This window comes from Vibrio sp. 1727, assembly GCF_033344415.1.
In the GTDB taxonomy this organism is placed as follows: Bacteria; Pseudomonadota; Gammaproteobacteria; order Enterobacterales; family Vibrionaceae; genus Vibrio; species Vibrio alginolyticus.
Genome location: NZ_JAWPOT010000008.1, coordinates 78186 through 105149, shown reverse-complemented (window position 1 = coordinate 105149; position 26964 = coordinate 78186). Strand labels below are relative to the sequence as shown.

The window sequence follows — 26964 nt, the reverse complement described above, 5'->3', positions numbered from 1 at the left end:
AAAAGCGGAACGAAGTTGGAGTGATACTCCGAATGTCCTATTGGGTCAATTCTTGTTTCTCACCGTTGAGAAAAACTGACATGCCTCTGATAATTGCGCAGAATCAACCTGCAGCTGGCTTTACTCGCCGCCACGCTCTTTGGTAGCGGCGAACTAGGGAGATCCTTATGACTCTTTGGCTTTGGTGAATGCGCCATACAAATCAAGGCGTCGGTGACGTAAGTTGGTTACTGAACCCTCGGTATTAAGTTGCTTCAACTTAGTCAAATCAACATCGGCGAAGATCATCATTTCGGTGTTGGCGCTTGCTTCTGTCAAGGTCGCATCGTGCGGGAAGTAGATATCCGACGGTGAGAATACGGCAGATTGTGCGTACTGGATGTCCACGTTATCAACACGAGGTAAGTTACCAACACTGCCACCAATTGCAACATAGCATTCGTTTTCAATGGCACGCGATTGGGAACAAATTCGTACTCGTTGATAGCCATTTTTTGTGTCCGTCCAGAAAGGAACGAATACAATTTGTGCGCCTTGTTCTGCTAACATTCTTCCCAATTCAGGGAATTCGCTGTCATAACAAATCAGTATGCCGACTTTGCCCGCATCGGTTTCGAACACTTGAACATTGTCACCACCGTCGATCACCCAGTCTCTTTGTTCATGAGGCGTGATGTGGATTTTATATTGAGCGTTAATTTCACCATCTCGTTGCAGCAAGTAGGCCACATTATACAGTTTGCCATCTTCGATAACGGGCATACTGCCTGCAATAATGTTGATGTTGTAGGTGACCGCCATCTGCGAGAAACGGTTTTTGATCTCGTCTGTAAAGCTAGCCAAAAAGCGGATTGCTTCAACGGAATTTTTGTCGTTTTGCAAGCCCATCAGCGGTGCGTTAAAGAACTCAGGGAATAGGGCGAAATCGGCTTTATAGTTCGCAAGAGAAGAGATGAAGAACTCAGCCTGATCGAGCAAATCCTCCAGGTCATTCATCGCGCGCATTTGCCACTGGACGACACCAATCCGAATCAGTGTTTTTTCTACATCGTGTACGGATTGAATATCCTCTTCGTAGAAAAAGTTATCCCACTCCAGCAGTGTCGCGTAACCTTTAGAAGCGCTATCCTCTGGCAAGTAACCACGCATAATACGCTTTACATCGAAGTCATTTGCAAGCTGAAAAGACAAAATAGGATCGTGAAGCTCACGGCGTTTTATCTTGTCGATGTATTCAGCCACGCTCAATTCGTCAGCATATTTGTGGTAATTCGGGATGCGGCCACCGGCTAAAATTGCTTTGAAGTTTTTACTCCGGCAAAGTTCTTTACGCGCATCATACAGACGGCGACCTAAACGCAGCCCACGGTAGTCCGGGTGAACAAATACATCGAGACCATACATGGCGTCACCGGTCACTTGGTTTTGGATGACGTTGTTCTCGGTGATGATGTCGGTGTATAGGTGAGGAAGTGAAAATCGGTTGTAGTCCACTTTGATTGTTAGCGCTGCGCCGACAATTTTTCCGTTATCCTCAATACAGATTTGTCCATCAGGAAACTGATGAATGAGATCCATGATGGTCAGGCGTGGCCATGAGCCACCAACATCAGGAAAAACAAGGTCCATTAATTCCGCGAGCTCTGGGTAATCGGTCGGCTCAATGGTGCGTAAAGAGAGTCTTGGCGTGTTGCTGTCCATATCCTACTATCCATTTATCCTTTTTAAATAGTATGGATGAGAATGCCATAAATTTGAGCAGACAGATACCGAAGTCTTTGAGTTGTTTTGGTTTACCTAAACGAGCTTAAAGAAACAACATTAACTTAGCTTGCTCTTCAGCCATTCGTGAAACACCGCTACTTTTTTAGCTGAAAGTCGATAATTTGGAATCATCACGTAATAACCATAACCGCTCTGTAAAGAAAGGTTGAGAACATGCTGAATGTCCCCTCTTAAAATCGAATACTGCGCCATAAAATCGGGAAGCAAGGCGAGCCCTTTTCCCATTCTGACAGCTTCGCAAGCTAGGTAAAAATGTTCGACGCCTACAGGTTGATAGGTAACGGGAGATTCTACAGTGTAGACAGCTTTAAATTGCTCCCATAGCTGAGGGCGAGTGATTTGAGGTATAAACGGATAATTACTAACAGCGTGCACACTCTCAATTGCAGGAACATTTGTGCAACCGACTAATAACAATGTTTCTTCGCACAGTAAGTGGCTGTATTCATAATGTGTGGATAATGGAAGGCAGCGAATATGTAAATCACTTTCGTTGCTCGAATCTTTGACGTTCCCATCCCCGGTACAGACTCTTACTCGGATGTTAGGATGTTGCTGGTGGAAGTCATCAATATTAGGTATCAACCAAAGACTGGCAAAAGAAGGGGTTACGTCCACGGTGAGTAATTCTTGCTTTGAATCTGACTGGATTAAGTTGGCAGTTGCATGCTGAATAAGCTCCAAAGCTTCTGTGACTTGCGGCAGATAACGCTTGCCTTCTTCGGTTAACTCAATACCACTCGCCCCTCTTTGTATTAAAGGTAAACCCACCAATTGCTCCAGCGATGCGATTTGTTTGCTTACTGCGCTTTGCGTAATACATAGTGCATCCGCTGCTTTAGAGAAACTGAGGTAATTAGAGACCGCGACAAACGTCCTTAATGCTCGAATAGAAGGGTATTCACTGCCTTTTAACATACTTCAGTTCCATTAAACTCTGCTTAGGCAAAGAGTAGAGTATTCACGGCTTGAAGCAAAGTAAGATGCAACGTATGTGTGATTAGCTTCCTTTCTTATAAAAACTAGCTAAGCATTTTTTTGACTGATTAATCTACAAGAGTATTTTAGATGTTTATTTAATTTCTTTGAAAAATCTACAAATTAACAAGAATCTTTTTCACATCAGCGATTAACCTCAATTTAGTATTGTTTATATAAAGTAAACAGACAGCTCTTTTTTTCTATTTTTGTTCGGCGATCTTTAGAGTATTGTCAGTATTCTATAAAATTAAATATATTTTTCATTAATTTAAAGTTGGCATTGCATTTGCTCTTTACTATTCGAACCTTCAATGGAACTTATATTAGGAGAACGAAATGAAAAGCAATGTTGTTACTTTGATTAGCCTTTTTTCTTTAGCAACGTTTAGTACTTTATCACATGCTGCGGACTCCAACGATCATGGTGTATATGTTGGCGCCAACTACGGTTACTTAAAAGTTGATGGACAAGATGACTTTGATGATGACAGCGATGTTATTCAAGGTTTAGTTGGTTACCGTTTTAATCCTTACTTAGCGTTGGAAGGTGGTTACATTGATTTCGGTAGCTATGGTAATAACCTAGCAAATGCCGAAACGGACGGCTATACAGCGGCTCTAAAAGTTACCGCTCCCATTGCTGATCGTGTCGACCTTTACGCAAAAGGCGGTCAAATGTGGTACTCGACGGATTACAACGTTGCGGGCTTCCAAGGCAACAAAGATGATGAAGGTGTATTCGCTGGTGCCGGTGTTGGTTTTAAAGTTACTGATAACTTCTTAGTTAACGCAGAATATATGTGGTACGACGTAGAACTCAATGCGGAGAATGTCGCGAACGGTGCAAACACGGAAACAGACTTTAACCAAGCATCACTAGGTGTGGAATATAGATTTTAATATTGTTAACAACTCTAAGCCCTAATAAAAAGCGAAGCCTAAATAGCTTCGCTTTTTCTGAACTCAATCTAGTTGAGGATAATAGAGCGGTTTTTAGAATAATTGTTAGTGTCTTTTACTGTCACGCTACTATATTTAGAGCATTTCTAACATGACTGTCTAACCTTCTTACTAGTCTCGAAAAACAAAGTTTTATCACTCTATAAGTAATACTCGATAGGTCGATCGCTGCGCTACCTGACATTACATTCATGTGACCTAAAATACCGCGGACGTGTTCTGTATACTCGTTTTTTAGTTTTGAAATGTACGCCATAGCTTTAGCTAGTTGATCCCAAGCAGTAAGGCCTACGGTCGCATCTGTTGTATTATATGACCCAGACCTGAAATTCTTAGTAAAGTCAAAGTTGAAGAGACTATTTTACTTACCCAACCATCAGTCATCCGAGCATTATATCTATTGTTGAAGTCAAGAAATACGTTGCGTTCTAGGTAAGCTTGAGATTTGGGTTGTAGTGCCGACCACTCATTACTTGTAGCGGTATTGACATAACCCGGAACAGATTTTTTTCCTAGTCCATGAGCGCAGAAGTAGATGCCAGAACTTCCATCTAGCCGATACTCAATACCACCGTGAGTAAATGGCCAAAGAGGAGACATAGGAACTGGAGTTGCATCATGAGTGCATTATTTAATTTCCATACAAGTCAGAGTCTATATAACCAAATAAGTTACATTGACTGTTCACGTAGTAGTCATCGTTTTCTTCATCATCAATTGAAAAAGCAAAGTACTTAAGAGGGTTCTCAGTGTCACAAGAAAGGTTAGCCATGTTATTTTTTACGTAATCCTCTATTTTATAACCATCAAAGCTTCCTTCCCAAATAATAGTACTTTCATCATTACTGAGTTCTGCGACTAAAACAATAGTTACATAGTGCTCAATAAGAGGAGTGCTTATGATGTTTTTATTTTCATAGACTGGAGAAAATTCAAAGCGACCAGTACTGTCTGTGAATGTTGATAAGTCTATTGATTTCCCTGAGGTGCTTAAACCAATACTAAGGCTAACCTTCAGGCTACTAAGTGGTTTTCCTTTCTTTGTTAACACACCATTGATTTTCGGTGTGTATTGATTAACGTGTTCGTCATTCAATTTACTTTCTTCAAAATTCATTACAATGCTCACTAATATGACGGTAATAATTCCAGCAACTTAATTTTTCACAACAATACTTTCATTTTGAAATTTAAAAATCTATATATGTTGTGTTTCTATTCAATATCTAAGGTTAATTTTGTAATTAGAGTTACATTATTTTTTGTAACTACTATTTGTAGTCATTACATCGATAGAGCTGTAATGAAACAAGCGAGTAGGGACTAACAATGAATGCATCAATCAATTCATCGAGGGAGATGAGTATAGGCTTTAGACTTAGATCTAGTTATCTCTTAGAAAGGATAGGTAAGCAGAAAACTTTTAAGTTGCAGGGCTTTTAGTACCATGCTCTCTGCCTTTTTGATTAGTACTTATGAACTTCTTGTTTACTGATTAATACTCAACGAGTTTGTAAACCTACATGGGCCAAAGGTATGCGGTAATCTATGTAGTAAGATTTCAGAAAGCATGAATGTTTGAAAAAAGAGACTATTTTAGTTGATACAAAAAAGGCCACCCGAAGGTGGCCTTTTCCAAACGTTTGGTGGAGCTGGCGGGAGTTGAACCCGCGTCCGAAAACCGTTCATCATTGGTACTACATGCTTAGTCGATCTTTAATTTCGCCACCCACCTGCGAACCGACACGCTAATGAATGACTAGCCTGAATTAAAATTCGCCGTTCATCTCTCAGGCGGGAGAATCCGGGCTAGCGCGTTTGGGTTTGATCCCTCGTTGATCCCCGTCTTACGTGCGGAAGCTAGGGCGAGAGAGCTCTTAGCAGGTTATTAAGCTGCTAGTGCGTAGTTTTCGTCGTTTGCGACTATTTTTTTGCGGTTTGTTAACGAGGCCTACCGCACCTCGGCATGCACCTCAGACTTCTGAATTCCCGTCGAATCCTAAATCAGCCCCAGGTAATATTCGCATAGTAACAGAAAAGCATTGGCTGTCCAGTACTATGCGTTTAAGTGGTCAAGATTAACGCAGCGCGCTCTTCATTACGCGTGCTTTTTCTCTTGCCCAGTCTTTTTCTTTTAGATCCGTACGTTTATCGTGCAGCTTTTTACCTTTTGCTACGCCAATTTTTAGTTTCACCCAAGAGCGAGACCAGTACAGTGAGAGGGCCGTTAATGTCATACCTTCACGGTTTACACGTCCGAATAGATTATCCAGCTCACGACGACTCATTAGTAGTTTACGCACACGTGTAGGATTCGCCACAACGTGTGTCGATGCCTGATTTAAAGGAGTGATTGTCATGCCACTCACAAAGGCTTCACCGTCACGCATAAATACGTAACTTTCAGAAATATTGGCTTTACCTTGGCGAAGGGCTTTCACTTCCCAACCTTGGAGCTCCAAGCCAGCTTCGATTTCATCATCGATGAAATACTCGTGGCGAGCTTTTTTATTCAGCGCGATAGTATTGCTACCCGCTTTTTGTTTCGTTTTTTTCTTTGCCATAATAGCGTCATTATACGGGTTGGATATCGGATAGGAAATCCTTTTATTTGCGCAATCGTGGAATAAAAGTAAAATTGGCGAGTAGCTTTAAATCTGTACATGTATCGATAGGAGTATGTATGAAGCAAGTCAGCCGTTCTGCGCTTGTGTCTTTTAGCGCCGAACAGATGTTCAATCTGGTTAATGATGTTGCTAAATACCCTGAATTTCTGCCTGGTTGCTCGGGCTCTAGAATCATTGAGTCTTCGGGGAATGGTATGGTGGCTTCTGTCGATGTGGCGAAGGCTGGAATCAGCAAAACGTTTACGACTTCAAATGAGTTGATCCCCGGTCAGGCAATTATGATGAACTTGGTGGATGGCCCGTTTAAGACGTTGCGTGGTGGTTGGATTTTTACCGCGCTAGATGAGCAAGCTTGCAAGGTTGAACTAAAGCTTGAGTTTGAATTCTCAAGTAAAATGATTGAGATGGCCTTCGGTAAGATTTTTAACGAGCTTACTAGTAATATGGTAAATGCATTTACTAAACGCGCAAAACAGGTCTACGAGTGTTATGAGTATTGAGTCAGATATGATTCACGTTGAGGTTGTCTATGCTCTTCCTCATGAACAGCGTGTATTTAACTTAGTGGTAAATAATCACGCAACGGTAGAAGAGATCATTCGACAATCCGGTGTATTGGAGTTGTACCCTGAAATTGATTTGTCCAAGAACAAAGTGGGTGTGTTTAGTCGTAACGTGAAGTTGGATGCGACCGTTCGAGATCGAGACCGAATAGAGATTTATCGTCCGTTACTCGCCGATCCGAAAGAGATTCGCCGTAAAAGGGCGGAGCAGGCTAAAGCCGAGGGAAGTGCAGACCCAGTCACCGGTGGCAAGCCTAGTTCTGTACGTAAAAATAAGCAGGATTAATATAAACCCAATAGCTCATGTGAGTTACTCAAAGTTTGACTAACGTGATTTCTATATAATAAAAAACCTCCCAAACGGGAGGTTTTTTTGCAAAAGTCAGTTTACTGAATTTGCTCGTAAAATGCGTCACTTTTTGGAAAGTCACCACTGATGTCTGCGAGTGTGCCTTGGTCATTAAAGTTTACAATCAGATCTTTCTGTACTGGTTCGCCATGGCCAGGAGTATGATGATAGATGTAATACCAAGTGTTTGGATAGCCGTTTTCAATAAGCATTGGCGACCCTAATACGAAGCGAACCTGTGCTTTAGTCATCCCAAACTTTAATTTATCAACCGCACTTTGTTCTACATAGTTGCCTTGGTTGATATCAATACGATAAACCAGTCTTTCCAATACCGAACATCCTGTCAGCAATGTCATTGCTAATGGTACGGCAACTAACCACTTCTTTAATTGCATAATAATTTCTTAGTAACCTTTAAAATACTGCGCTGATAATAAACAAGCTCGACGCAGATGTAAAAAGCTATGCGTCGTATGGTAGACAATCTGACAACGAATTTTGAGTTGAGTTGCATTTATTCACCGATATTAGGCGGTAAATGTCACCACATGACGTATTAGTTAGGTGACGAAGAGCACATTTCAATCGGAGATAGGGTGATGGACGCTTTCAGCGGTGAGCCAAGCCTAGTGACTCGTTAGTCGGTTTTGGCGAATTCGCGTAATGCATCACCTGAAAAACGATAATACTCTTTTTCATGAATTAGTGTTGCACCAATTGAGCGGTAAAACTGACCTGCGGTAGGGTTACTACTTTCAGCTGTCCAGTCCAACCTTTGGCATCCACACTTGATCGCCAAAGATGCCAGATACTTCATTAACTTGAGACCAACCCCTTTTCCTCGAACCTTCGAAGATACGAACAGATCTTTTAAGTACATCTGCCCTGAGAGTTTTGGGGCAGGGAACATGACGGTATAAGATGCAAAGCCTACGACGTCATCATTATCGTAAACCGCAATGATATTAACACCAGAATGTTCAGAGAAGACTTGGCTCTTTAGATAATGGACCAGATCGTGTTTTGATGAAGCTTTTTCTTTGAAGTAGTAATGTTCTAACTCAATAAAAATAGGGATGAGATCTAAGCAGTTGGTTTTGTGTATTGCTCTGATATCCATATCTCATCCCTTGTCGATTTATTAAGCGGCGATAAGCAGTTCTTTTGCGTTTGCCAACGTTGAGTCGGTTATTTGACTACCACCAAGTAAGCGAGCTAATTCTGCCACACGTTGTTGTTCATCTAATGCGTGCATTTGGGTTTCGGTTTGGCCTGCTTTGGTTTGCTTAGCAACAAACATTTGTTGATGGCCGCATCCGGCAACTTGAGGGAGGTGAGTGACACACAATACTTGAGTAGATTCGCCAAGCTTGCGTAGCATTTTGCCCACTACGGCAGCTGTTGGGCCACTAATACCTACGTCCACTTCATCGAAGATTAAACTTGGTGTATCTACTTTCTGAGCGGTGATCACTTGGATAGCTAGAGAGATACGTGATAGCTCACCGCCTGACGCAACTTTTGCTATAGGTTGCAATGGTTGTCCCGGGTTGGTCGATACTAAGAAGCACACGCTGTCCATGCCAAGCGGCGATGGGTGCGTGTTGTCATTGCTAACTTCGATACTGAATACTGCTTTCTCCATGCTCAATTCGTGCATGCTTTGTGTGATCAGTTTGTTCAGTTCTTTTGCGTAACGGCTGCGTGATTTGTGCAGTTTTTCTGCTTGTGTTAGAAAGCTTTGGTACTTGTGTTCTACTTCTTGAGCAAGTTCATCTAAACGTTCATCGGAGCAATCTAACGCTTCTACTTGGGCCAGAAGATCTTGATGATGCTGGTAGAGTTCTTCTGGCATTACGTGGTGTTTACGAGCTACAGACATCACTTTAGAAAAACGTTCTTCTACATAAGCCATACGAGCTGGATCAACATCGATGCCATCTAAGTAGCTGCGTAATTCATTCTTCGTTTCTTCAAGTTGAATCATTGCTTCTGACAGCATGTTAGGTAGCTCAGATAGCTTTTCATCTAATTCGGCTAATTGAATTAGGGAGTGATTGGCCGATTGCAAAATACCAAGCGCATTGACTTCTTCACCTTCGTAAATAAGTTCGATGGCTTGCTGACAGGTAGTGGCGAGTTCACCACTGTTGGATAGTCGTTTGTGCTCTTGCTCGAGCTCTGCAAATTCTTCTTCACCTAGCGATAACTCATTCAGTTCTTTGATTTGGTATTCAAGCAACTGTTTTTGCGCCTGGTTTTGCTGGCTATTTTCTTTTAGCTGCTTGAGGTTATTATCCGCCTGACGCCAATGCTGGTAAGCACTTCGTGTGCTTTTTAGTAGGTTTAAATGCCCAGCATATTGGTCGAGCATGGCCATTTGGTGCTCACTTCTCATCAATTGATGATGAGCGTGCTGCCCATGGATATTGATAAGTAGCTGCCCTAGAGATTTGAGCTGTGATAGTGGAACAGGGCTGCCATTAATGAAGGCTCTTGAGCGGCCTTCTTTTGTGATAATACGACGCAAAATACACTCACTGCCATCTAGCAGATCGTTATCTTCTAACCAACGTGTTGCATGTAAGTTGTTGTCCAATAAAAAAGCGGCGCTAACTTCGGTTTTCTCTTCACCTTGTCGCACCATGCCGGCATCGGCTCGTCCGCCTAAGCAGAGCCCTAAAGCATCAATAGCAATGGATTTACCCGCGCCTGTTTCACCTGTAATGGTGGTCATGCCCTTAGAAAGCTCGAGTTGTAAAGACTTAACAATCGCAAAATTATTAACACTTAGATGAGCCAGCATTTTATTTACCTGTATAACTGAACAATACTGTATAAGAGAACAGTATATACTGTTTCTTTATACAGTAAAGTCGGGTAAGGAAAATTTTCTTTGTAGGCTGTTTTTTTGTGATGAAGTGGGAAAAATGAGCCGATGTGATTACAACGACTCATTAAAGTTGAACAGGTTACGGACGAGTTGGGTTAATCGTTAGTGGTTCTAGTGTGACGACTGCATTCACACCTGCACCTGGGTGATCCACGTATAAAGTGTCTTGCATTAGAGTGTAGTAAACGTCGACGAAGTCATCATCATTCGTGAGTACACCATCAGGGATAGTGTCGATGATCTTGTTCGTGATTTGCGGAATAATCGCGTAAGCCTGAACTTCTGGATCTGGAATCGCTTTCAATACTTCTTCGGCAACTTGAACAAGGAGTTTTGCCAATTGTTTATAGTCTGTGCCGTCATCTTGCTCCATGAGCACAATGTCTGCCGCACCCCAGCGGTAACGAGACCAGTGAATAATGATCTGATTTGGATAGTAATCTTGGTTATCGTAGTCTAAGTATGGAAGCTCCACCAAATCGAGAGTAGGTTCATCACGACTTGGATTGACGCCCGTTACGATAGCGTAGATTTCTGCCTTGCCAGAGATCCAAGGTTCTTTGTCATCGGCTAGACGGATCTTTTTCAACTGCGTGGTTTGAATTGGAGCCGCTTCGCCCACTGCGCTACTTGACAATAGCGGTGTATTTTGGCGTTGTTCATCAGCAATATATGGTTGAACTAAAGCTGGTTGACCGAGTTTTTTCATCTCAGCTTGCATAGCTTGCAAGCCTGCTTTTAGCTCTGCAGAGCTATTGTTATCAACGACAAGTACAGGTACCTCAGGGAGCTGGTAAACATCGAGTTGATGGATGTTGCCATACACATCAAATGCTTCGATGTATTGCCAATTCTCATCATCACCACTTGGTTCAAATGCAAATAATGGCTCGACCTCGCCACTTTGCCATGCTGTTATCATGGCTTCATTTGCCAAGCGAACTTCTAACAACTGATCAGAGTATTCAGAAATACCTTTCCAGCTACGAATTTGAGTGTCAGCTTGTACAAGCTGGCGGCTGAACTCTGAGTTAGGGTTTTGCTTAACAAATGCTGATACAGACACGTTAGTCTGTTGCGGAGTAATATCTCTTCTCAGCATGGGTTCAATGGCAGCATAATTCTCACTCAATTGTTGAGCTAGGGCCCGTTTCGTCTTAGTGATATCTTCCGCTTTTGCATTGGACACACTGTTGACTTGCGTTTCCTCTGATTGGCAGCCAATAAGTGCTAATGTACTGAGAACAGACAGAATGATGGTTTTCTTCATAATATGTCCTTTATTGATTGTATGAAATAGAGTTAATACTCTATTCATGGTGAGAATATCACCGGACATAGATCATTGAATTTGCTTTTCTATCTTTTGTGTAAAGTTTGCCCACAGGATCAAAATTTATAAGCTTCTCTTTAATGATGACAAATATCGTGTCGCCTCACTACTTTGTGTCTATTTCTTGTCTAAGAAAGCCAAAAGCCAGTAGCAATTAAGCTGCTGGCTTTTTTATTGAAGTTATTGCCCTGAGTAACAAGTGTTAGAACAATTTACTAGACCAGCCAAGCTTATTCCGTAAGACGTGATAGTAGCTGTAGTCTTTTGGATGGATGAGCTTTAGTACATTTGGACTTTGATAGATGTGAATTTCGTCGCCAGGGGTAACTGGAAGTGAGACTTGTCCATCACAGCTAACTTCTTGTGTTCCACGGTTTTCTGGTGATACCACCAATTTAATTCGACGTTTTCCATCAACCACCAAAGGTCGACTCGACAATGTATGAGGGAACATTGGCACGAGTGAAATGGCATTCAAGCTAGGAGAAAGAATTGGGCCGCCGCCAGAAAGTGAATATGCCGTCGAGCCAGTCGGAGTGGAGACAATCAAACCGTCGGCCCGTAAAGAGAAGGCGAAGCTTTCATCAATATACACTTCAAATTCAATCATATGAGCAATTTGCCCTGGGTGAAGTACGGCTTCGTTTAGCGCAGCGTTATGGCTCTTTATTTGTCCGTGGCGGTGTACTTCCGCCTCTAAAAGAAAACGCTCCTCTTCAATGTACTCACCGTCGAGTACCGCTTGCAGAGACGCTTGGAAGTCGTCTGGGTTCAAGTCAGTTAAGAAGCCCAAATTTCCGCGGTTCACGCCTATAACTGGTACATCAAATCGGGATAAAATTCTTGCTGCACCTAGCATGTTGCCATCGCCACCAACCACAATGGCTAGATCGGCATTTTTTCCTAGTTCAACTAAGCTAGCAAACTGACTCTGTGGGATATCATCCAGTATTGCGGCAAGGCGATCGTCAATGAATACTTTATAGCCCTCAGAGGTCAACCATTGGTACAACTCTTTATGAGTTTGAATTGCTTGTTGATCTCTTGGTTTTCCGATAATCGCGATCACGTTACATGGATTTTTCATAGCATTTCCGCATTAAAGAGGCTTGAATCAGGAATCTTCATCCCCATAATAATGGCAAGTCACCTAAATATGCGAATTTTTATGTGGTTAAAGCCCGCAAAAACGCGCATGGCTTTAAGGGCATTATGTTGAATTCTGGAGATATCATGAGCAACGAAGAAAACAAAGTTACAGAAGAAGAGCTTGATCAAATCATCGAAGAGGCTGAAAAAGTAGAAGCTGAAGCACAAGAAGTTGAAGCTGAGCTTGAAGAGCTTGGTGATGAGACAGACGCTAAGATTGCTCAACTAGAAGCGGCACTATTGTCTAGCGAGGCAAAAGTAAAAGAGCAACAAGATGCGGTGTTGCGTTCTAAAGCTGAAGTAGAAAACATGCGTCGTCGCACTGAGCAAGAGATCGATAAAGCACGTAAGTTTGCGTTGAACAAGTTTGCAGAAGAGCTGCTTCCTGTTATTGATAACCTAGAGCGTGCAATTCAAGCGGCAGATACAGAGAATGAAACTGTGAAGCCGTTCCTAGAAGGCGTTGAACTAACACATAAAACGTTTGTAGACGTTGTCGCGAAATTTGGCTTGAAAGCAATCAACCCTGAAGGTGAAGCATTCAATCCAGAGTTCCATCAAGCGATGTCGATTCAGGAGAGCCCTGATCATGAATCAAACACTGTTATGTTTGTTATGCAAAAAGGTTACGAACTAAACGGTCGTGTGATTCGTCCGGCAATGGTAATGGTTGCTAAGTAACTTTAACTCCCTGTTTTTTAAATATAAAAGTGCCCATCATTTTTGATGGGCGCTTTTTTGTTTTAAACATAAATGACTGCATCGAACTTCGTTGTATATCGATAAATGAAAATTTGATCCCCTTCATATTTTTTCCTATTGGTTAATTATTTTCCTATAGGAGATTTTCTCTCATCTCGCTGCGTGTTTATTAACGGAAAGGGCTATAAGTGATTGTAATCATTCGCTGTGTGAATGTTTGTTCTGCATAGGAATGTAAATATAGTCATTTTTTCTAAAACAATTTCGTTAACAAAAATGTAAATTATCACTTTATTTTGTAACTTCGGTGTGTATGATTTGCGACTAATACTTTAAAAGTAAGCATATATAACTACAAAAATGTAAATAGTAAACACAACATATCGGAGATTTATAATGGATAAATCGCTTTCTAGTAAGATTTTTATAGGCTTGTTTGCCGGCCTTGTGCTGGGGACAGCAATTCAGTACTTATTTAGCGGTATTGCGATTTTTGATACATACCTACTTGGAGCAGCAGAAGGTGTTGGCGGCATGTTCGTCTCACTGATCAAATTGCTTGTTGTTCCTTTAGTTTACGTTTCAATCGTATGCGGCATTGTTGACTTGAAAGATATCAGTGCATTTGGTCGTCTTGGTGGAAAAACTTTTACCCTTTACATTCTTAACACCATCATTGCGATTACGGCGGCTTTGACTGTCGGCTTGATCTTCCAGCCAGGAGCGGGCGCTAATCTAGCAGGAACGGTATCTGAGGCTGTACAGCTGACAACGACAGAGACGCCGGACATTTTCTCTTTAGTTGTTAACATTGTTCCTAGCAATCCTGTACAAGCGTTTGCTAGCGGCGACATGCTGCAAATCATCTTTATGGCAATTTTGACGGGGCTTGCAATTCAAGCTTTGGATTCTCGTGGTGGCCCAGCTATTCGCACATTCAAAATGGCAAATGAAATCATGATGAAATTGGTTGGATTAGTGATGAGTCTTGCACCATATGGTGTGTTCGCACTAATGATTCAACTAGGTGCAACGCTAAACGCCAATACATTAATGTCCGTTGCCGGTTACGTGGCTTTGGTGGTTGCGATGTTGGTGTTCTGGATCTTCTTCTTCTACCCAATGGCAGTGAGTATTGCGACAGGAACTTCTCCAAAGACTTTCCTACGTGCAACTCGTGAGCAGATTCTTTTCTCTCTATCTACCGCAAGCTCAAACGCGACTATCCCGGTAACGATGCGCACACTGACAGAAAAGCTTCAGGTCTCTAAATCGGTTGCTGGCTTCGGTGTACCACTGGGCGCAACGATGAATATGTCTGGTGTGTCTATCTATATTGCTCTAGCAACGATGTTTGTTGCGAACGCTTTTGGCCAGCCAATTAACACCGCAGACATCTTCACACTTGGCTTAACTATTCTTCTGTTATCTATTGGTGCTGGCGGCGTTCCTGGGGGCGGCGTGGTAATGGTAGGTGTTTTGCTTCACCAGTTAGGCTTACCACCTGAAGGTTTGGCAATCATTGCAGCGGTCGACCGTATTAATGATATGTTCTGTACATCATCTAACGTTGTCGGCGACACGGCAGTGAACACCATTGTTGCAAAAACAGAAGGTGAGATAGGTAAAGAAGAAGGTGTTGATGCTGAGCCTGCTCAAGCGAACGCCTAATACCTTGAATAATTTATTTTAACCCTAATATTGAAGCGAGCTCTTATGAGCTCGTTTTTTATTTAGGAAGAGTCGGGCATAAATAAATTTATCTGGGAAATGACGTTTTGTTGCGCTACAGCAGTGTGACGAGTTCCCAACTAATCAGAAAGAAACACATAAATTTCGAAAAAAGACGCTTTTTTTTAATTCTGCCCTTGAAAAGCATTTTGCCGCCCTTATCTATGTGGCATAGAGAAGCAAACATTGATTATTTTTGTTTGTGAGCAAGGGTTGAAACCCGATTCTCCTCCCCCCACATTGGGGTTATAACCAAACGAAAATAGAATTTATTCGGAGATAGCTAGATGGGTAAAATCATTGGTATTGACTTAGGTACTACTAACTCATGTGTTGCTGTATTAGACGGCGACAAACCACGTGTAATTGAAAACGCAGAGGGCGAACGTACTACTGCATCGGTTATTGCTTACACTGACGGTGAGACGCTAGTAGGTCAACCAGCGAAACGTCAAGCAGTAACTAACCCAGAAAACACGCTATTTGCAATTAAGCGTCTAATCGGTCGTCGTTTTGAAGACGAAGAAGTTCAGCGTGACATCGAAATCATGCCTTACAAAATCGTTAAGGCTGACAACGGTGATGCTTGGGTAGAAGCGAAAGGCCAAAAAATGGCAGCTCCTCAGGTTTCTGCTGAAGTTCTTAAGAAAATGAAGAAAACTGCTGAAGACTTCCTTGGTGAGGAAGTAACTGGCGCAGTTATCACAGTACCTGCTTACTTTAACGATGCTCAGCGTCAAGCGACAAAAGATGCTGGCCGTATCGCAGGTCTAGAAGTTAAACGTATCATCAACGAACCAACAGCAGCTGCGCTAGCTTACGGTCTTGATAAGAAAGGCGGCGATCGCACTATCGCGGTATACGACCTTGGTGGTGGTACATTCGATATTTCAATCATCGAAATCGATGAAGTTGAAGGCGAGAAAACATTCGAAGTTCTAGCAACTAACGGTGATACTCACCTAGGTGGTGAAGACTTTGATAACCGTCTAATCAACTACTTGGTTGATGAGTTCAACAAAGAGCAAGGCATCAACCTTAAAAACGACCCACTAGCAATGCAGCGTGTTAAAGAAGCAGCAGAGAAAGCGAAAATCGAGCTTTCTTCTACTTCTCAAACAGACGTAAACCTACCTTACGTTACTGCAGATGCAACTGGTCCTAAGCACATGAACATTAAAGTGACTCGTGCAAAACTAGAATCTCTAGTTGAAGACCTAGTACAACGCTCTCTTGAACCATTAAAAGTAGCTCTAGCTGACGCTGACCTATCAGTAAACGACATCACTGACGTAATCCTAGTTGGTGGTCAGACTCGTATGCCAATGGTTCAAGCGAAAGTTGCTGAGTTCTTTGGTAAAGAAGCGCGCCGTGACGTAAACCCTGACGAAGCAGTAGCAATGGGTGCTGCAGTTCAAGGTGGTGTACTTGCTGGTGACGTTAAAGACGTACTACTACTAGACGTAACTCCACTGTCTCTAGGTATCGAGACAATGGGTGGCGTGATGACTAAGTTAGTTGAGAAGAACACAACTATCCCAACTAAAGCGAACCAAGTTTTCTCTACAGCGGAAGACAACCAGAGCGCGGTAACTATCCACGTTCTACAAGGTGAGCGTAAGCAAGCGATGTACAACAAGTCTCTAGGCCAATTTAACCTAGAAGGCATCCAGCCTGCACCACGTGGTATGCCACAAATCGAGGTTACGTTTGACCTTGATGCGGACGGTATCCTACACGTATCTGCGAAAGACAAGCAGACTGGTAAAGAGCAGAAGATCACTATCCAAGCTTCTGGCGGTCTAAGCGATGAAGACATCGAGAAAATGGTTCAAGAAGCAGAAGCTAACAAAGAAGCGGACAAGAAGTTCGAAGAGCTAGCAACTGCACGTAACCAAGCTGACCAAATGATTCACGGTACTCGTAAGCAAGTAGAAGAAGCTGGTGAAGCGCTACCTGCAGAAGAGAAAGAGAAGATTGAAGCAGCAATTTCTGAGCTAGAAACAGCACGTAAAGGCGAAGACAAAGAAGCTATCGATGCTAAAGTTCAAGCACTAATGACTGCTTCTCAAAAGCTGATGGAAATCGCTCAACAACAAGCTCAAGCGCAGCAAGCACAAGGTGCTGACGCAGGTGCACAGTCTAAAGAAGACGACGTTGTAGATGCTGAGTTCGAAGAAGTTAAAGACGACAAGAAATAATATTTCTTAACCAGATGGCTGCATAGCCATCTGGGGTCGATAAGACTTCGTGTGCGGGCGTTTGGGGCAACTCTTACGCCCGTCTGTTTGTAAACGCTGTCTTTCTAGTTAAGTATGTTGCAGACAAGTGCACTTACCTAGAACGATACAAACACCAAGCGGTGAATCGATGCCGTTTGTAGTAATTAACTGGTGACGAAGAACATGTCAAAACGTGATTTTTACGAAGTATTAGGCGTAAGCCGTGATGCCTCAGAGCGCGATATCAAAAAGGCGTATAAGCGTCTAGCGATGAAATTCCACCCAGACCGAAACCAGGGTGATGATTCTGCGGCGGACAAGTTTAAAGAAGTAAAAGAAGCGTACGAAGTTCTGACCGACCCTCAAAAGAAAGCGGCGTACGACCAATACGGTCATGCAGCTTTTGAACAAGGCGGCGGTGGTTTCGGTGGCGGCGGCTTTGGCGGCGGCGGTGCTGATTTCGGCGACATCTTTGGCGATGTATTCGGTGACATCTTTGGTGGTGGTCGTCGTGGCGGTGGTGGCCACCGTGCCCAGCGAGGTGCTGACCTACGTTACAACATGGAATTGACGCTAGAAGAAGCGGTTCGTGGTGTAACGAAAGAGATCGAAGTACCGACACTAGTACACTGTGATACCTGTGATGGTAGTGGCGCGAAGAAAGGTTCATCTGCTGAAACATGTGGTACCTGTCATGGTCATGGTCAAGTACAGATGCGCCAGGGCTTCTTCGCAGTGCAACAAACCTGTCCTACCTGTCACGGCAAAGGTAAAATCATTAAAGACCCTTGTAATGAGTGTCATGGTCAAGGTCGTAAGCAGAAAACAAAAACACTTAACGTTAAGATCCCAGCAGGTGTTGATACTGGCGACCGTATTCGTCTATCTGGCGAAGGTGAAGCGGGAGAAATGGGAGCACCAGCGGGTGACTTGTATGTACAAGTGCACGTGAAAGAGCACCATATCTTCGAGCGTGATGGCAACAACCTATACTGTGAAGTGCCAGTAAGCTTTGCGATGGCAGCTCTAGGTGGTGAAGTTGAAGTACCAACCCTAGATGGTCGCGTAAGCCTAAAAGTGCCTTCAGAAACGCAAACAGGTCGTATGTTCCGTATGCGTGGTAAAGGTGTGAAAGGCGTTCGCGGTGGCGGTGTTGGTGATCTTATTGTTAAGTTGGTTGTTGAAACACCAGTAAACCTAAGCTCACGCCAAAAAGAACTGCTCAAAGAGTTTGAAGAGTCTTGTGGTGGTGAAGCGGCGACAAAGCACAAGCCTAAATCAGAAGGCTTTTTCAACGGTGTGAAAAAGTTCTTTGATGATTTAACCAGCTAAGACGTTGGTGAAAAGCACAAATACAAAGGCCTGCTAAAATGCAGGCCTTTTTGCATCTCGGTGTTCTTCCTAATTCCAGCAATCACTTGGTTCTTCGACATTTGTTGACGTTAAAGTAATCGTTTTAGAACCAGTCAAGCACTCGTCGTCGTCTTGTCCCAGAGCCGATTTTGCTGTTGCTGTAATGGTATAGGCCGTACTTGCAGAGCTCGCAATATCGAAAGAAAATCTATTTGTGTCTGAGTCACATAGAGTGCATGTGCCTCCAGAGAGAATATGACTCCAGTCGTACCCACCATCATAAGATGTCTCTAGCTCTAGCTGAATTCGACTAAGATCGCTCAAGGCAACCGTCCTATGAGACTTGATTACATGATTAGTGTAAGAGGGGTATGCGACTGCAGCAATGATCCCGACAATCACTACAGCTACCAGTAATTCGATCAATGTCATCCCTCTCAATCCTTTTTTGTAGCCGTTACAACGAGAAATTCGAATCATCACGAGTAGTTTCCTTTTCACTTTTCCGCCTATTTTTGGCAGGTGATAGCATCTGTGCAAGATGAATTACGGCCCTTTTGCCGTTTACATAGGAATTTGGGAAATGCCTCGCGGGTTTACGTTGTTGGAGCTTCTTATTACTGTTGCTGTACTGAGTATTATATTGGCGTTTGCAGCTCCAAGCTTTAGCCGTGTTTCACAAACTGTGCAAATGCAGCGATTAGCAACTGAATTAGCTGGCTTTCTAAGCCAAAGTAAGTCCGAGGCGGTAATGAGAAATCAAAAGTTATATATACATTTCTCTATGGCTAAAAACGTCGTTGTCAGTCAAGGTGCATGGTCTCTACAGTTAACTAACTCGTCTAGCGGCTCTGGGGGCGTAATTTTAAGCCTTTCCGGCTCCGCCTACTCTGAATTATCTTTGAAGCACAGCTACGATAATCAAAAAATAAGCTTCGACGAGGTCCGTGGACGACCCCAAGGAGGAAATATAGAGTTTTTCCCAACCAATGCTCAAAACATAAAACTACAAGCAAAGCTCTCCAACCCTCCCGGAAGGATTAAAATTTGTAGTAACTCTGGAGCTAAGTTATATGATTACCGTCAGTGCTAACAAACGTTATCAAATAGGTAGCTCTTTAATCGAATTGATGATTAGTTCTTTAATTGGATTAATTGTCCTTAGTGTAGTGGGCTCTATATTCTTGAGTTTACAAAAAACAGCAAAGGAAAAAAGCTTAGAGCTAAATTTATTGCAAGGTCTGAATATCACTTTATCTGTTATGAAAGAAGATATTCAAAGGGCAGGTTATGATGGTGGGAACGGTAGTTCACTCAAATTATCCGGAGCTACAGGAACCATAATGCTGAGCGGCGCCTCTTCTGTAGGGCTTGTGTATTTTAAAGAGGACTCAGCTGCCAATGAAGACTATCGAAATATTAAGTATGAGAAGAGAGATACTCGGTTTTTTATATGTGAAAAAGGCGTTGTGTCTCAAACACAAATATTATCTTTTGATGGTATAGATTTTTGTCGTTCTCTATTTGATGATGATATTTTCCAAGTTACCCAATTCACCGTTAGTTCAGAAACAGTGACTAATGGAGGAAATGTAAGTTCGGTCACGAGCGTTAAGTTAGGTTTGAAAACGATTGATGGAGTCTTTAGTGAAGTTGCGGAGTTTTCTATCAAACAAAGGAATTGGCAATGACATCTAAATATAGCTATTCCGGTTATACCACTTTGCTTGTGACTTCTATACTTTTATTACTTGCTTTAATTGCATCATTAGCATCATCCAAAGGTGTATTTTTTCAAATAAAAGTTGCGCAAAACGAAATAAAATCTCGACAAGCACATTGGTTAGCGGAAGGAGGTGTTGAATGTGCATGGGCGCAATTTAGAGTTAATAATATTGTACCTGCCGTAATAACAGATTGTGGCTCAGGGCTTTGGACGATTCCGAATTTTACGAGTACTTCCAATGGGTATTTGGTTACTTCTAATGTTGGATTTACAAGCATTAGTAAGGAGATTATTTTGGGAGGTAACTTGAGTTATGGTGCAATGCAGTCTAGTGCCGACATTTATTTTCATTCTAGTGCAACGTTCTCTACTCCAGACCCAGGGGAATTGAGCAGCGATGGATGGGAGTGTATTGCGTTAAGGTATAAAAAGCGCTTTTACTCCTCTTCAGTTGATAATAAAGGCGTAATTCATGGAGAGTCTCCCTATGCCGATTTTAACAACCCTACAAATAAAGATTGTGCAAACACGACGGCAAACCGTCATCTCTCATCTAGTGTTGGCGGGGTTGGTGCTGGTGATGATTTTACTCAAGATACAGATTTAAAGCCATTTGAATCCTTCTTTGGAGTAAAGGCTGAAGAGCATAACGATGTCCGAGATAATGGTGTATTTCATGTTATGACGGGCTCAGTGGCTGATGGTATACCTAATTGTGGTGCTGCTTTAACAGCAGAAATTCAGTCAGGGAAGCATCATTTATGGGTGGAAGGGAGCTGTGAAATCAAGCAATCGGAATACAATGATTTAGTGAATGCTACATCATCGACCAATGGCGTAACAGTGCTCATTCATGATGGTCTTTTCTCCGTGATGGGACCACCGAGCTCCGGCGCTACATCAAATAAGTTTAAAGGGGTCTTGTTTCATTTCAATCATGATTATACCCCGACAACAGCGGATTGGGTTGGGTTCGAAGCCAATGCTCACCTAAATCATGTGCCAAGTGTTGTAGAAGACTCATACAGGACAATAGCTTCTTATTATCAGCATGGTTCTTTTACGGTATCTGGTGGTCAATATTTTGATAGTGAAGATCAGGCAGCGGTTTTCTTCGATTCTTTGGACTTTAGATACAATAAAGATGTGATAGACAATTCAAGGAATGCGCATGCAATTCCTAGATGGAAAAAAGGCTCCTGGAATGATCTCTAAACAAAAAGGTTTTAACCTTCTTGAAGTTCTAATTTCTTTTCTACTTATCGGTGTTGGGGCTCTAGGTTTAACGAAGCTAAACGTATATCTAGAACGCGAATCCGAATATGCCATAAAAAGTATTGAAGCACTTCGTCTAGCAGAAAACCAGCTCGAATGGTTCCGGACGCGTGGTGCTTCTGCGGCGATGTCTACCATCACACCTGCAAATTTTGCTTCTATTGCAACAGGCTCTTCTGTTACTGGATCTTATGTCGTCGAGTGGGAAGTTCCAGCTGCCACGGTTTCAGGAACACTGAAAACTATCACCATTACCTCTAGCTGGAAGGATAGAATCGGCGAGACGCGATCAGTTCAGCTTAAAACGATGATCTCACAATACAGTGAATTCGAAAACTAAGTTCAATTGCATACATGGGCTGAGACAAATGCGGATGTAACTCCTGTTTGATACCGGATTTGTCACGGTTAATAAATGGTTTTTGAACTGTTAATTGAGTTGATGTTCTACTGTTTTTATTATGTTTAATTGAAGTGGTGTTTTTGCAAAATATGTCTCCAATTATGAAAAAAAATCTAGAACCTTGTGCTTTCTCCATTAGTGTTTACTAGAATACTCGTTGGATAGTAGGTCGTTATAATTATTCAAATAGGCCTTGGCACCAACATCATTCACTATGGAGTTACCATGAGTAACCAAGCTGTAAATAAGGCACCATCATCGAAGCCGAGCGGGATGGAGCGCTTTTTAAACTTTATCGAGAGGACAGGTAACAAAATTCCTGATCCTGCGATTTTGTTCTTCTGGGCATTGATCATTACTTGGGCGGCGTCAGCACTTTTGTCGAATGTATCATTCGATCTTCCAAACCCTCGAACGGGCGAAGCTCTTACTATCACCAACTTACTTACGGGCGAAGCGCTAGCAAGTTTCCTTGCTAACATGGTGACGACGTTTACTGGCTTTGCGCCACTGGGTATCGTACTTGTCGCAATGCTAGGTGTGGGTGTTGCAGATTCTTCGGGTTTTATTACGACGGGTCTTAAGAAGATGCTGAACTTCACGCCAGCTAAGCTTCTTACTCCAATGCTTATTTTGGTTGCCATTGTATCGCATACTGCGGCAGATGCAGGCTATGTTCTGGTTATTCCTCTTGGCGGTATTATCTTCCATGCGGCAGGTCGTCACCCTTTAGCAGGTATTGCGGCAGCATTTGCAGGTGTATCTGGTGGCTTCTCTGCAAACTTTATCCCTTCAGGTATCGATCCGCTATTGGCTGGCTTTACGCAAACTGCGGCGCAGGTTCTTGATCCTGAATATGTGGTTAACCCATTAGCGAACATCTTCTTCACTGGCCTATCCTCTATCATTATTGTGGGGATTGGTTGGTACGTGACAGAGAAAATCATCGAGCCTCGTTTATCAAAAATGCCAATTGATGATGATGCGGAAACCGCGCCAAACCTAGGTTCATTTACTGAACTGGAATCAAAAGCATTCCGTTATGCAGGTTGGGCAATGATGGCGGGTATTGCTTTACTTGTTGCAGCGTTAATTCCAGAAACATCAGCACTTCGCTCGCCTGAAGGTGAAATTACAGCCTTCTCAGCACCGATAATGAAATCTATCGTGCCGTTGATCTTTATTCTGTTTATCATTCCTGGTTACGTTTACGGTAAAGTGTCTGGAACGTTCAAGACCAGCAACGACATTATCAAAGCGATGGCTGATACTATGTCAACCATGGGCGCATACATTGTTATGTCGTTCTTCTGTGCTCAGTTCCTATCTGCATTTGCTCAGTCAAACATCGGTACGATGCTAGCGTTGTATGGCGCAGAAGGCTTAAAAGCGATGAACCTACCAGGTGAAGTGACCATCATCGGTATGATCCTTCTAACCGCGTCTGTAAACCTACTTATTGGTTCGGCATCGGCAAAATGGGCTTTAATTGGTCCAATCCTAGTGCCAATGCTAATGGCGGTTGGTATCTCGCCTGAGCTGTCTCAGGCGGCTTACCGTGTGGGTGACTCTGTATCGAACATCATTTCGCCTCTAATGGTATTTTTCCCTCTTGTTGTGGTTTACTGTCAGCGTTATGTGAAGTCGGCTGGTATCGGTACGCTTGCGTCACTAATGATGCCATTCTCGATCGCAATGCTGATCGGTTGGTCTATCTTCCTAGTTGCTTATTGGATGGTAGGTATCCCGCTAGGCATTCAAGCTCCTTACACTTACACAATGTAAAAACGTGTAGGGTGTGAAAGCCGCTAATTGGCAGCCAAAAAGCGCAGGTCTTCGATCTGCGTTTTTTTGTTCTCGTAAAACGAACATCGATAGGTCTTGTAACTAGTTTTTTGGAGTTGCAGACTTTGTCCCGTGATGTGTTGCTGTAGTGAAACCGAAGTTGGTGATAAAATTCCTGACTTCAATCGTTTTTTGTTTCTTTGGAGCCTCCTTTGTCTAACCATCCGTTTTCCCCTCAAGATGAATTGTTTATGCGCAGAGCGATGGAGCTTGCTGAGCAAGCAGAAGCTGAGGGGGAAGTACCTGTTGGCGCAGTGCTTGTCAAAGATGGTGAAATTATCGCTGAGGGGTGGAATCGCTCTATTGGTACTAATGACGCTACCGCACATGCTGAGATCCAAACGCTGCGTAAAGCAGGCCAAAAGCTAGAAAATTACCGCCTTCTGGATACGACGTTATATGTAACACTTGAGCCATGCCCAATGTGTGCCGGAGCCTTATTGCATAGCCGCGTTAAGCGGGTTGTTTTTGGAGCGCCAGATTTAAAAGCTGGAGCAGCAGGAACAGTGCTTAATTTGTTTGAAAGTCAAGCCGCTTACCATTACGCCTTAATTGAAAAGGGGCTGCTAGAAGATGAGTGCCGTACTCAGCTACAAGCGTTTTTTAAGCGCCGCCGAAAGGAAATTAAAGCGAAGAAGCAAGCACAAAAAGCATTAGAAAATGGAGAGAGCGAACAAGGTAGTAGGAGTAGTGAGGGCTAGCAAACACCTACAACGTGGTAGATGTTTGCTTGGACGCACTAGTGATTGACTAAATGTACAAAAACACGATTACGTGAACTTACTTTCTTTTTCATACATGTCAGTTTACGTTTACGTCGGATAGCAGCTACTGTGTTATTTAAACGCTTTGACTGCACTCTACGTCTTCTCATATTCAAAACCTCCTGCAGACAAGACTTATACCAGTAAAGTGCGGCTCATCGATGCTTGGCAATAGGCTCGATAATCGCACTAAACATTGTATGGTTTAAACGTTCTTCATTTGACTTCTGCATTGCACAGAGCCAGCAAACAATTTCAATACGATGCTTAATAATAGGAGTGACGTTATTTCGGCAGAGTGTAGCCGAAAGCGCCGCTTCATCAAGTGAGCTAAACCATGTGGTTGTAAAGTAATCTGTTACAAAGCAATCAGTTTTACTAACGATGAAGAAAAGGCGACCAACCAAAGGAATGGTTGAGTGTGGTTGGTGTCACTCAGAATATTGGAGTCTAGATAAGTTTTCGTTAGGACTCAACAAAAATGACGAGCTTCATAGGCTCGTCATTTTTTAGTTTACCGCGGGTTTATTCTTCAATGCTTTCTTGTTCGGTGTCTTCTTCAACCGTGACGTCAGAAGCGCCAGAGACTTGTTCTACGACGGTCTCTACTGCGCCCGATATCAAAATGTCGGGGTTGAGCGGCGGAATCACTTGCAAGTCATCGCTATTCTCATCAATCGCTGGCTGTTGGCTGACATGACCAATGATGGATTGGTAGTAACGTCGAATATTTTCTACGTAATTACGCGCTTCATCGCCTCTGGCGTACCCATAGCGAGTTTGGCTGTAATAGCGCTTCTGACGCAGTAAAGGCAGCCTATCTTTTACATCGGCCCAAGCGTTCGGATCGCCACCTTGTGCTTTGGTGAGTCGTCGTGCGTCCATCATGTGGCCGTAACCAATATTGTATGAAGCTAACGCAAACCATATTTTTTCATGCTCGTTGATGCTATCAGGCACGCGACCTACAATGCGACGTAAGTACTCGACACCACCACGAACAGATTGCTCAGGGTCTAAACGGTTTGTTACCCCGACGCTTTTCGCCGTTGGCAGAGTCAGCATCATCATCCCCCTAACACCCGTTGGCGATTTTGCTGTTGGTTTCCAGTGTGACTCTTGATACGCCAATGCTGCAATTAAGCGCCAGTCGAACTCTTCGCTGTACTTTTGGAATAAAGGTGCCCACTTAGGCAATTTGTCATCCAGAGCTCGAATGAATGCGCGAGTATCAACGTAGTCAAATGCTTCAATATGACCAATGTACTTCTCTTCGAGGGTGGACAGTTCTCCTGATTGTTTGATGTTACCGAAAAACTCTATCAGCATTGCATACAAGCTTTCGTCTTCAGAACGTCGAGTAAACCAAGACACAGGTTGATCTTCTGTAAGTTCGAACGCGAGCGCAAGATCGGGGTAAAGGCGTTGAGCTAGGGAAAGTTCCACCGAATCAGTCACAGTAAAACGTAACTCACCCTTCGATACGTATTTGAGTAAGTCTCTCGTGTCAGCATCACCAACAATTTCAAACTGAAGTTCTGGATACTGCTTCTTTAACGCTGTTAGGGTCGGAACATATTGCGATTGTTCAACGATCTTTAATGTTTGAGCGCCTGCATTTGTATCTTCGTCGGACTCGTCGTCTTTCGAGGCTTGGTATTCAATGAGTTGTTCGATATCACGTGGTCGAAGTTGCCCTTTTTTATATACCACTTGTTGGCTTACATAATAATAGGCAGGGCCTGGTCTAAATCGTTTGACTGCTTGTGACGTTTGATTTAAACCCGTAGCGATGATATCGATATCTCCTTTCTTAAGAGCAGGAAAAAGCTCAGCCTGGCGAAAGGCTGGTTTAATCTCGAGTTTGACGCCGAGCTGCTCCGCAAACTGACGCGCCAATTCGTAATCCAACCCTGCGGGACCATCGGGACCTATGTAGTAGGAAAGCTGATTGTTTAGCGTGCCAACACGAAGCACACCACGTTCTTGAATTTTTTCAAATTCACTTTTGGGCTCCGACTCAATCTGGCAAGCAGAGAGCAAAAGAACAGAAACTAAAATTAGAGCACTGCGCTTGAGCCGGTTGAAGTGACTTATTTGCATTAATAGGTACATCTTGGAAAATTTCTATTTGCCTTTATATCAAAGCGAGCTCATGGGGCAAAGTGAATCACACACTTATAACGTGACATTGTGTGTTTTATCGACATTTTAGTTGTAATTCAAATTTGACAAAAAAAATGACGCAAACGGTTGCTTTTGGTGTTACATCACAAAAACAATTACTATATAATGCGCTC

Annotated in this window: 24 protein-coding genes and 1 other RNA gene; 13 read left to right on the top strand and 12 right to left on the bottom strand. The window is 42.9% G+C overall.

Features of this window, described 5'->3' with window-relative positions; genetic code table 11:
* Nucleotides 1-165 precede the first annotated feature (165 nt).
* The gene (locus R8O10_RS09990) at nt 166-1701 is read right to left on the bottom strand and encodes a bifunctional GNAT family N-acetyltransferase/carbon-nitrogen hydrolase family protein (RefSeq protein ID WP_318191350.1); all 1536 of its coding nucleotides are present in this window, start codon (nt 1699-1701) and stop codon (nt 166-168) included.
* Nucleotides 1702-1821: 120 nt separating this feature from the next.
* Nucleotides 1822-2703 carry a LysR family transcriptional regulator gene (locus R8O10_RS09985; protein ID WP_318191349.1) on the bottom strand — a complete coding sequence of 294 codons (882 nt, stop codon included), beginning with the start codon at nt 2701-2703 and terminating at the stop codon, nt 1822-1824.
* Nucleotides 2704-3102: 399 nt separating this feature from the next.
* Here R8O10_RS09985 and R8O10_RS09980 point away from each other — a divergent pair, with 399 nt between their 5' ends.
* Entirely contained in the window at nt 3103-3666 is a 564-nt protein-coding gene (locus tag R8O10_RS09980) for a porin family protein (protein WP_005381668.1), read from the top strand.
* 691 nt (nt 3667-4357) lie between these two features.
* Here R8O10_RS09980 and R8O10_RS09975 read toward each other — a convergent pair.
* From R8O10_RS09975 to smpB, 3 genes are all read right to left on the bottom strand, one after another.
* On the bottom strand, nt 4358-4843 hold the full coding sequence (locus R8O10_RS09975; RefSeq protein WP_047102125.1) for a DUF6795 domain-containing protein: 486 nt from the start codon (nt 4841-4843) through the stop codon (nt 4358-4360).
* Nucleotides 4844-5370: 527 nt separating this feature from the next.
* Nucleotides 5371-5738: a transfer-messenger RNA gene (gene ssrA, locus R8O10_RS09970) on the bottom strand.
* 66 nt (nt 5739-5804) lie between these two features.
* On the bottom strand, nt 5805-6290 hold the full coding sequence (gene smpB, locus R8O10_RS09965) for an SsrA-binding protein SmpB (RefSeq protein ID WP_005381642.1): 486 nt from the start codon (nt 6288-6290) through the stop codon (nt 5805-5807).
* A 119-nt stretch (nt 6291-6409) separates the two neighbouring features.
* Here smpB and R8O10_RS09960 point away from each other — a divergent pair, with 119 nt between their 5' ends.
* Both R8O10_RS09960 and R8O10_RS09955 read left to right on the top strand, forming a co-directional pair.
* The gene (locus tag R8O10_RS09960; RefSeq protein WP_005381641.1) at nt 6410-6853 is read left to right on the top strand and encodes an SRPBCC family protein; all 444 of its coding nucleotides are present in this window, start codon (nt 6410-6412) and stop codon (nt 6851-6853) included.
* Nucleotides 6843-7202: an RnfH family protein gene (locus R8O10_RS09955; protein ID WP_005381640.1), complete on the top strand. Its 360-nt coding sequence runs from the start codon at nt 6843-6845 to the stop codon at nt 7200-7202. The genes R8O10_RS09960 and R8O10_RS09955 overlap by 11 nt, the downstream gene beginning before the upstream one ends.
* A 101-nt stretch (nt 7203-7303) precedes the next feature.
* Here the strand turns inward: R8O10_RS09955 and bamE are convergent, their stop codons facing one another.
* The 5 genes from bamE to nadK all read right to left on the bottom strand — a co-directional run bounded on the left by bamE (nt 7304) and on the right by nadK (nt 12581).
* On the bottom strand, nt 7304-7663 hold the full coding sequence (bamE, locus tag R8O10_RS09950; protein ID WP_017820585.1) for an outer membrane protein assembly factor BamE: 360 nt from the start codon (nt 7661-7663) through the stop codon (nt 7304-7306).
* Between the two features lie 242 nt (nt 7664-7905).
* Nucleotides 7906-8388 carry a GNAT family N-acetyltransferase gene (locus R8O10_RS09945; protein WP_005381636.1) on the bottom strand — a complete coding sequence of 161 codons (483 nt, stop codon included), beginning with the start codon at nt 8386-8388 and terminating at the stop codon, nt 7906-7908.
* A gap of 21 nt (nt 8389-8409) precedes the next feature.
* Nucleotides 8410-10074: a DNA repair protein RecN gene (gene recN / locus R8O10_RS09940; RefSeq protein ID WP_047102122.1), complete on the bottom strand. Its 1665-nt coding sequence runs from the start codon at nt 10072-10074 to the stop codon at nt 8410-8412.
* 166 nt (nt 10075-10240) lie between these two features.
* Complete coding sequence (locus R8O10_RS09935) at nt 10241-11431, bottom strand: DUF3103 domain-containing protein (protein ID WP_080960088.1); 1191 nt, start codon at nt 11429-11431, stop codon at nt 10241-10243.
* Nucleotides 11432-11696: 265 nt separating this feature from the next.
* Nucleotides 11697-12581 (bottom strand): NAD(+) kinase, encoded by an 885-nt coding sequence (gene nadK / locus R8O10_RS09930; RefSeq protein ID WP_005381631.1) that lies wholly within the window; start codon nt 12579-12581, stop codon nt 11697-11699.
* 146 nt (nt 12582-12727) lie between these two features.
* On the opposite strand from nadK, the gene grpE reads away from it, so the two are divergent.
* The 4 genes from grpE to dnaJ all read left to right on the top strand — a co-directional run bounded on the left by grpE (nt 12728) and on the right by dnaJ (nt 18630).
* Nucleotides 12728-13324: a nucleotide exchange factor GrpE gene (gene grpE, locus R8O10_RS09925; protein WP_021034134.1), complete on the top strand. Its 597-nt coding sequence runs from the start codon at nt 12728-12730 to the stop codon at nt 13322-13324.
* A 417-nt stretch (nt 13325-13741) separates the two neighbouring features.
* The gene (locus R8O10_RS09920; RefSeq protein WP_005381625.1) at nt 13742-15016 is read left to right on the top strand and encodes a dicarboxylate/amino acid:cation symporter; all 1275 of its coding nucleotides are present in this window, start codon (nt 13742-13744) and stop codon (nt 15014-15016) included.
* Between the two features lie 347 nt (nt 15017-15363).
* A complete protein-coding gene (dnaK, locus tag R8O10_RS09915; protein ID WP_005381623.1) occupies nt 15364-17277 on the top strand; it encodes a molecular chaperone DnaK in 1914 nt (637 codons plus the stop codon).
* Between the two features lie 204 nt (nt 17278-17481).
* Nucleotides 17482-18630 (top strand): molecular chaperone DnaJ, encoded by a 1149-nt coding sequence (gene dnaJ / locus R8O10_RS09910; protein WP_005381620.1) that lies wholly within the window; start codon nt 17482-17484, stop codon nt 18628-18630.
* 69 nt (nt 18631-18699) lie between these two features.
* Here dnaJ and R8O10_RS09905 read toward each other — a convergent pair whose 3' ends face one another.
* A complete protein-coding gene (locus R8O10_RS09905) occupies nt 18700-19131 on the bottom strand; it encodes a type IV pilin protein (protein ID WP_017820588.1) in 432 nt (143 codons plus the stop codon).
* A gap of 103 nt (nt 19132-19234) precedes the next feature.
* Between R8O10_RS09905 and R8O10_RS09900 the strand changes: the two genes are divergently transcribed.
* From R8O10_RS09900 to tadA, 6 genes are all read left to right on the top strand, one after another.
* A complete protein-coding gene (locus tag R8O10_RS09900; protein ID WP_005381616.1) occupies nt 19235-19744 on the top strand; it encodes a GspH/FimT family pseudopilin in 510 nt (169 codons plus the stop codon).
* Nucleotides 19725-20342 (top strand): PilW family protein, encoded by a 618-nt coding sequence (locus tag R8O10_RS09895; protein WP_005381615.1) that lies wholly within the window; start codon nt 19725-19727, stop codon nt 20340-20342. The genes R8O10_RS09900 and R8O10_RS09895 overlap by 20 nt, the downstream gene beginning before the upstream one ends.
* A complete protein-coding gene (locus R8O10_RS09890) occupies nt 20339-21592 on the top strand; it encodes a hypothetical protein (RefSeq protein ID WP_005381607.1) in 1254 nt (417 codons plus the stop codon). Before R8O10_RS09895 ends, R8O10_RS09890 begins: the two co-directional genes overlap by 4 nt.
* A complete protein-coding gene (locus tag R8O10_RS09885) occupies nt 21582-21992 on the top strand; it encodes a prepilin-type N-terminal cleavage/methylation domain-containing protein (protein WP_005381606.1) in 411 nt (136 codons plus the stop codon). Before R8O10_RS09890 ends, R8O10_RS09885 begins: the two co-directional genes overlap by 11 nt.
* 288 nt (nt 21993-22280) lie before the next feature.
* A complete protein-coding gene (locus tag R8O10_RS09880) occupies nt 22281-23840 on the top strand; it encodes an AbgT family transporter (protein WP_017635695.1) in 1560 nt (519 codons plus the stop codon).
* Nucleotides 23841-24052: 212 nt separating this feature from the next.
* The gene (gene tadA / locus R8O10_RS09875; protein WP_082240141.1) at nt 24053-24601 is read left to right on the top strand and encodes a tRNA adenosine(34) deaminase TadA; all 549 of its coding nucleotides are present in this window, start codon (nt 24053-24055) and stop codon (nt 24599-24601) included.
* A 588-nt stretch (nt 24602-25189) separates the two neighbouring features.
* Here the strand turns inward: tadA and mltF are convergent.
* A complete protein-coding gene (gene mltF, locus R8O10_RS09870; protein WP_025998701.1) occupies nt 25190-26767 on the bottom strand; it encodes a membrane-bound lytic murein transglycosylase MltF in 1578 nt (525 codons plus the stop codon).
* Nucleotides 26768-26964 lie beyond the last annotated feature (197 nt).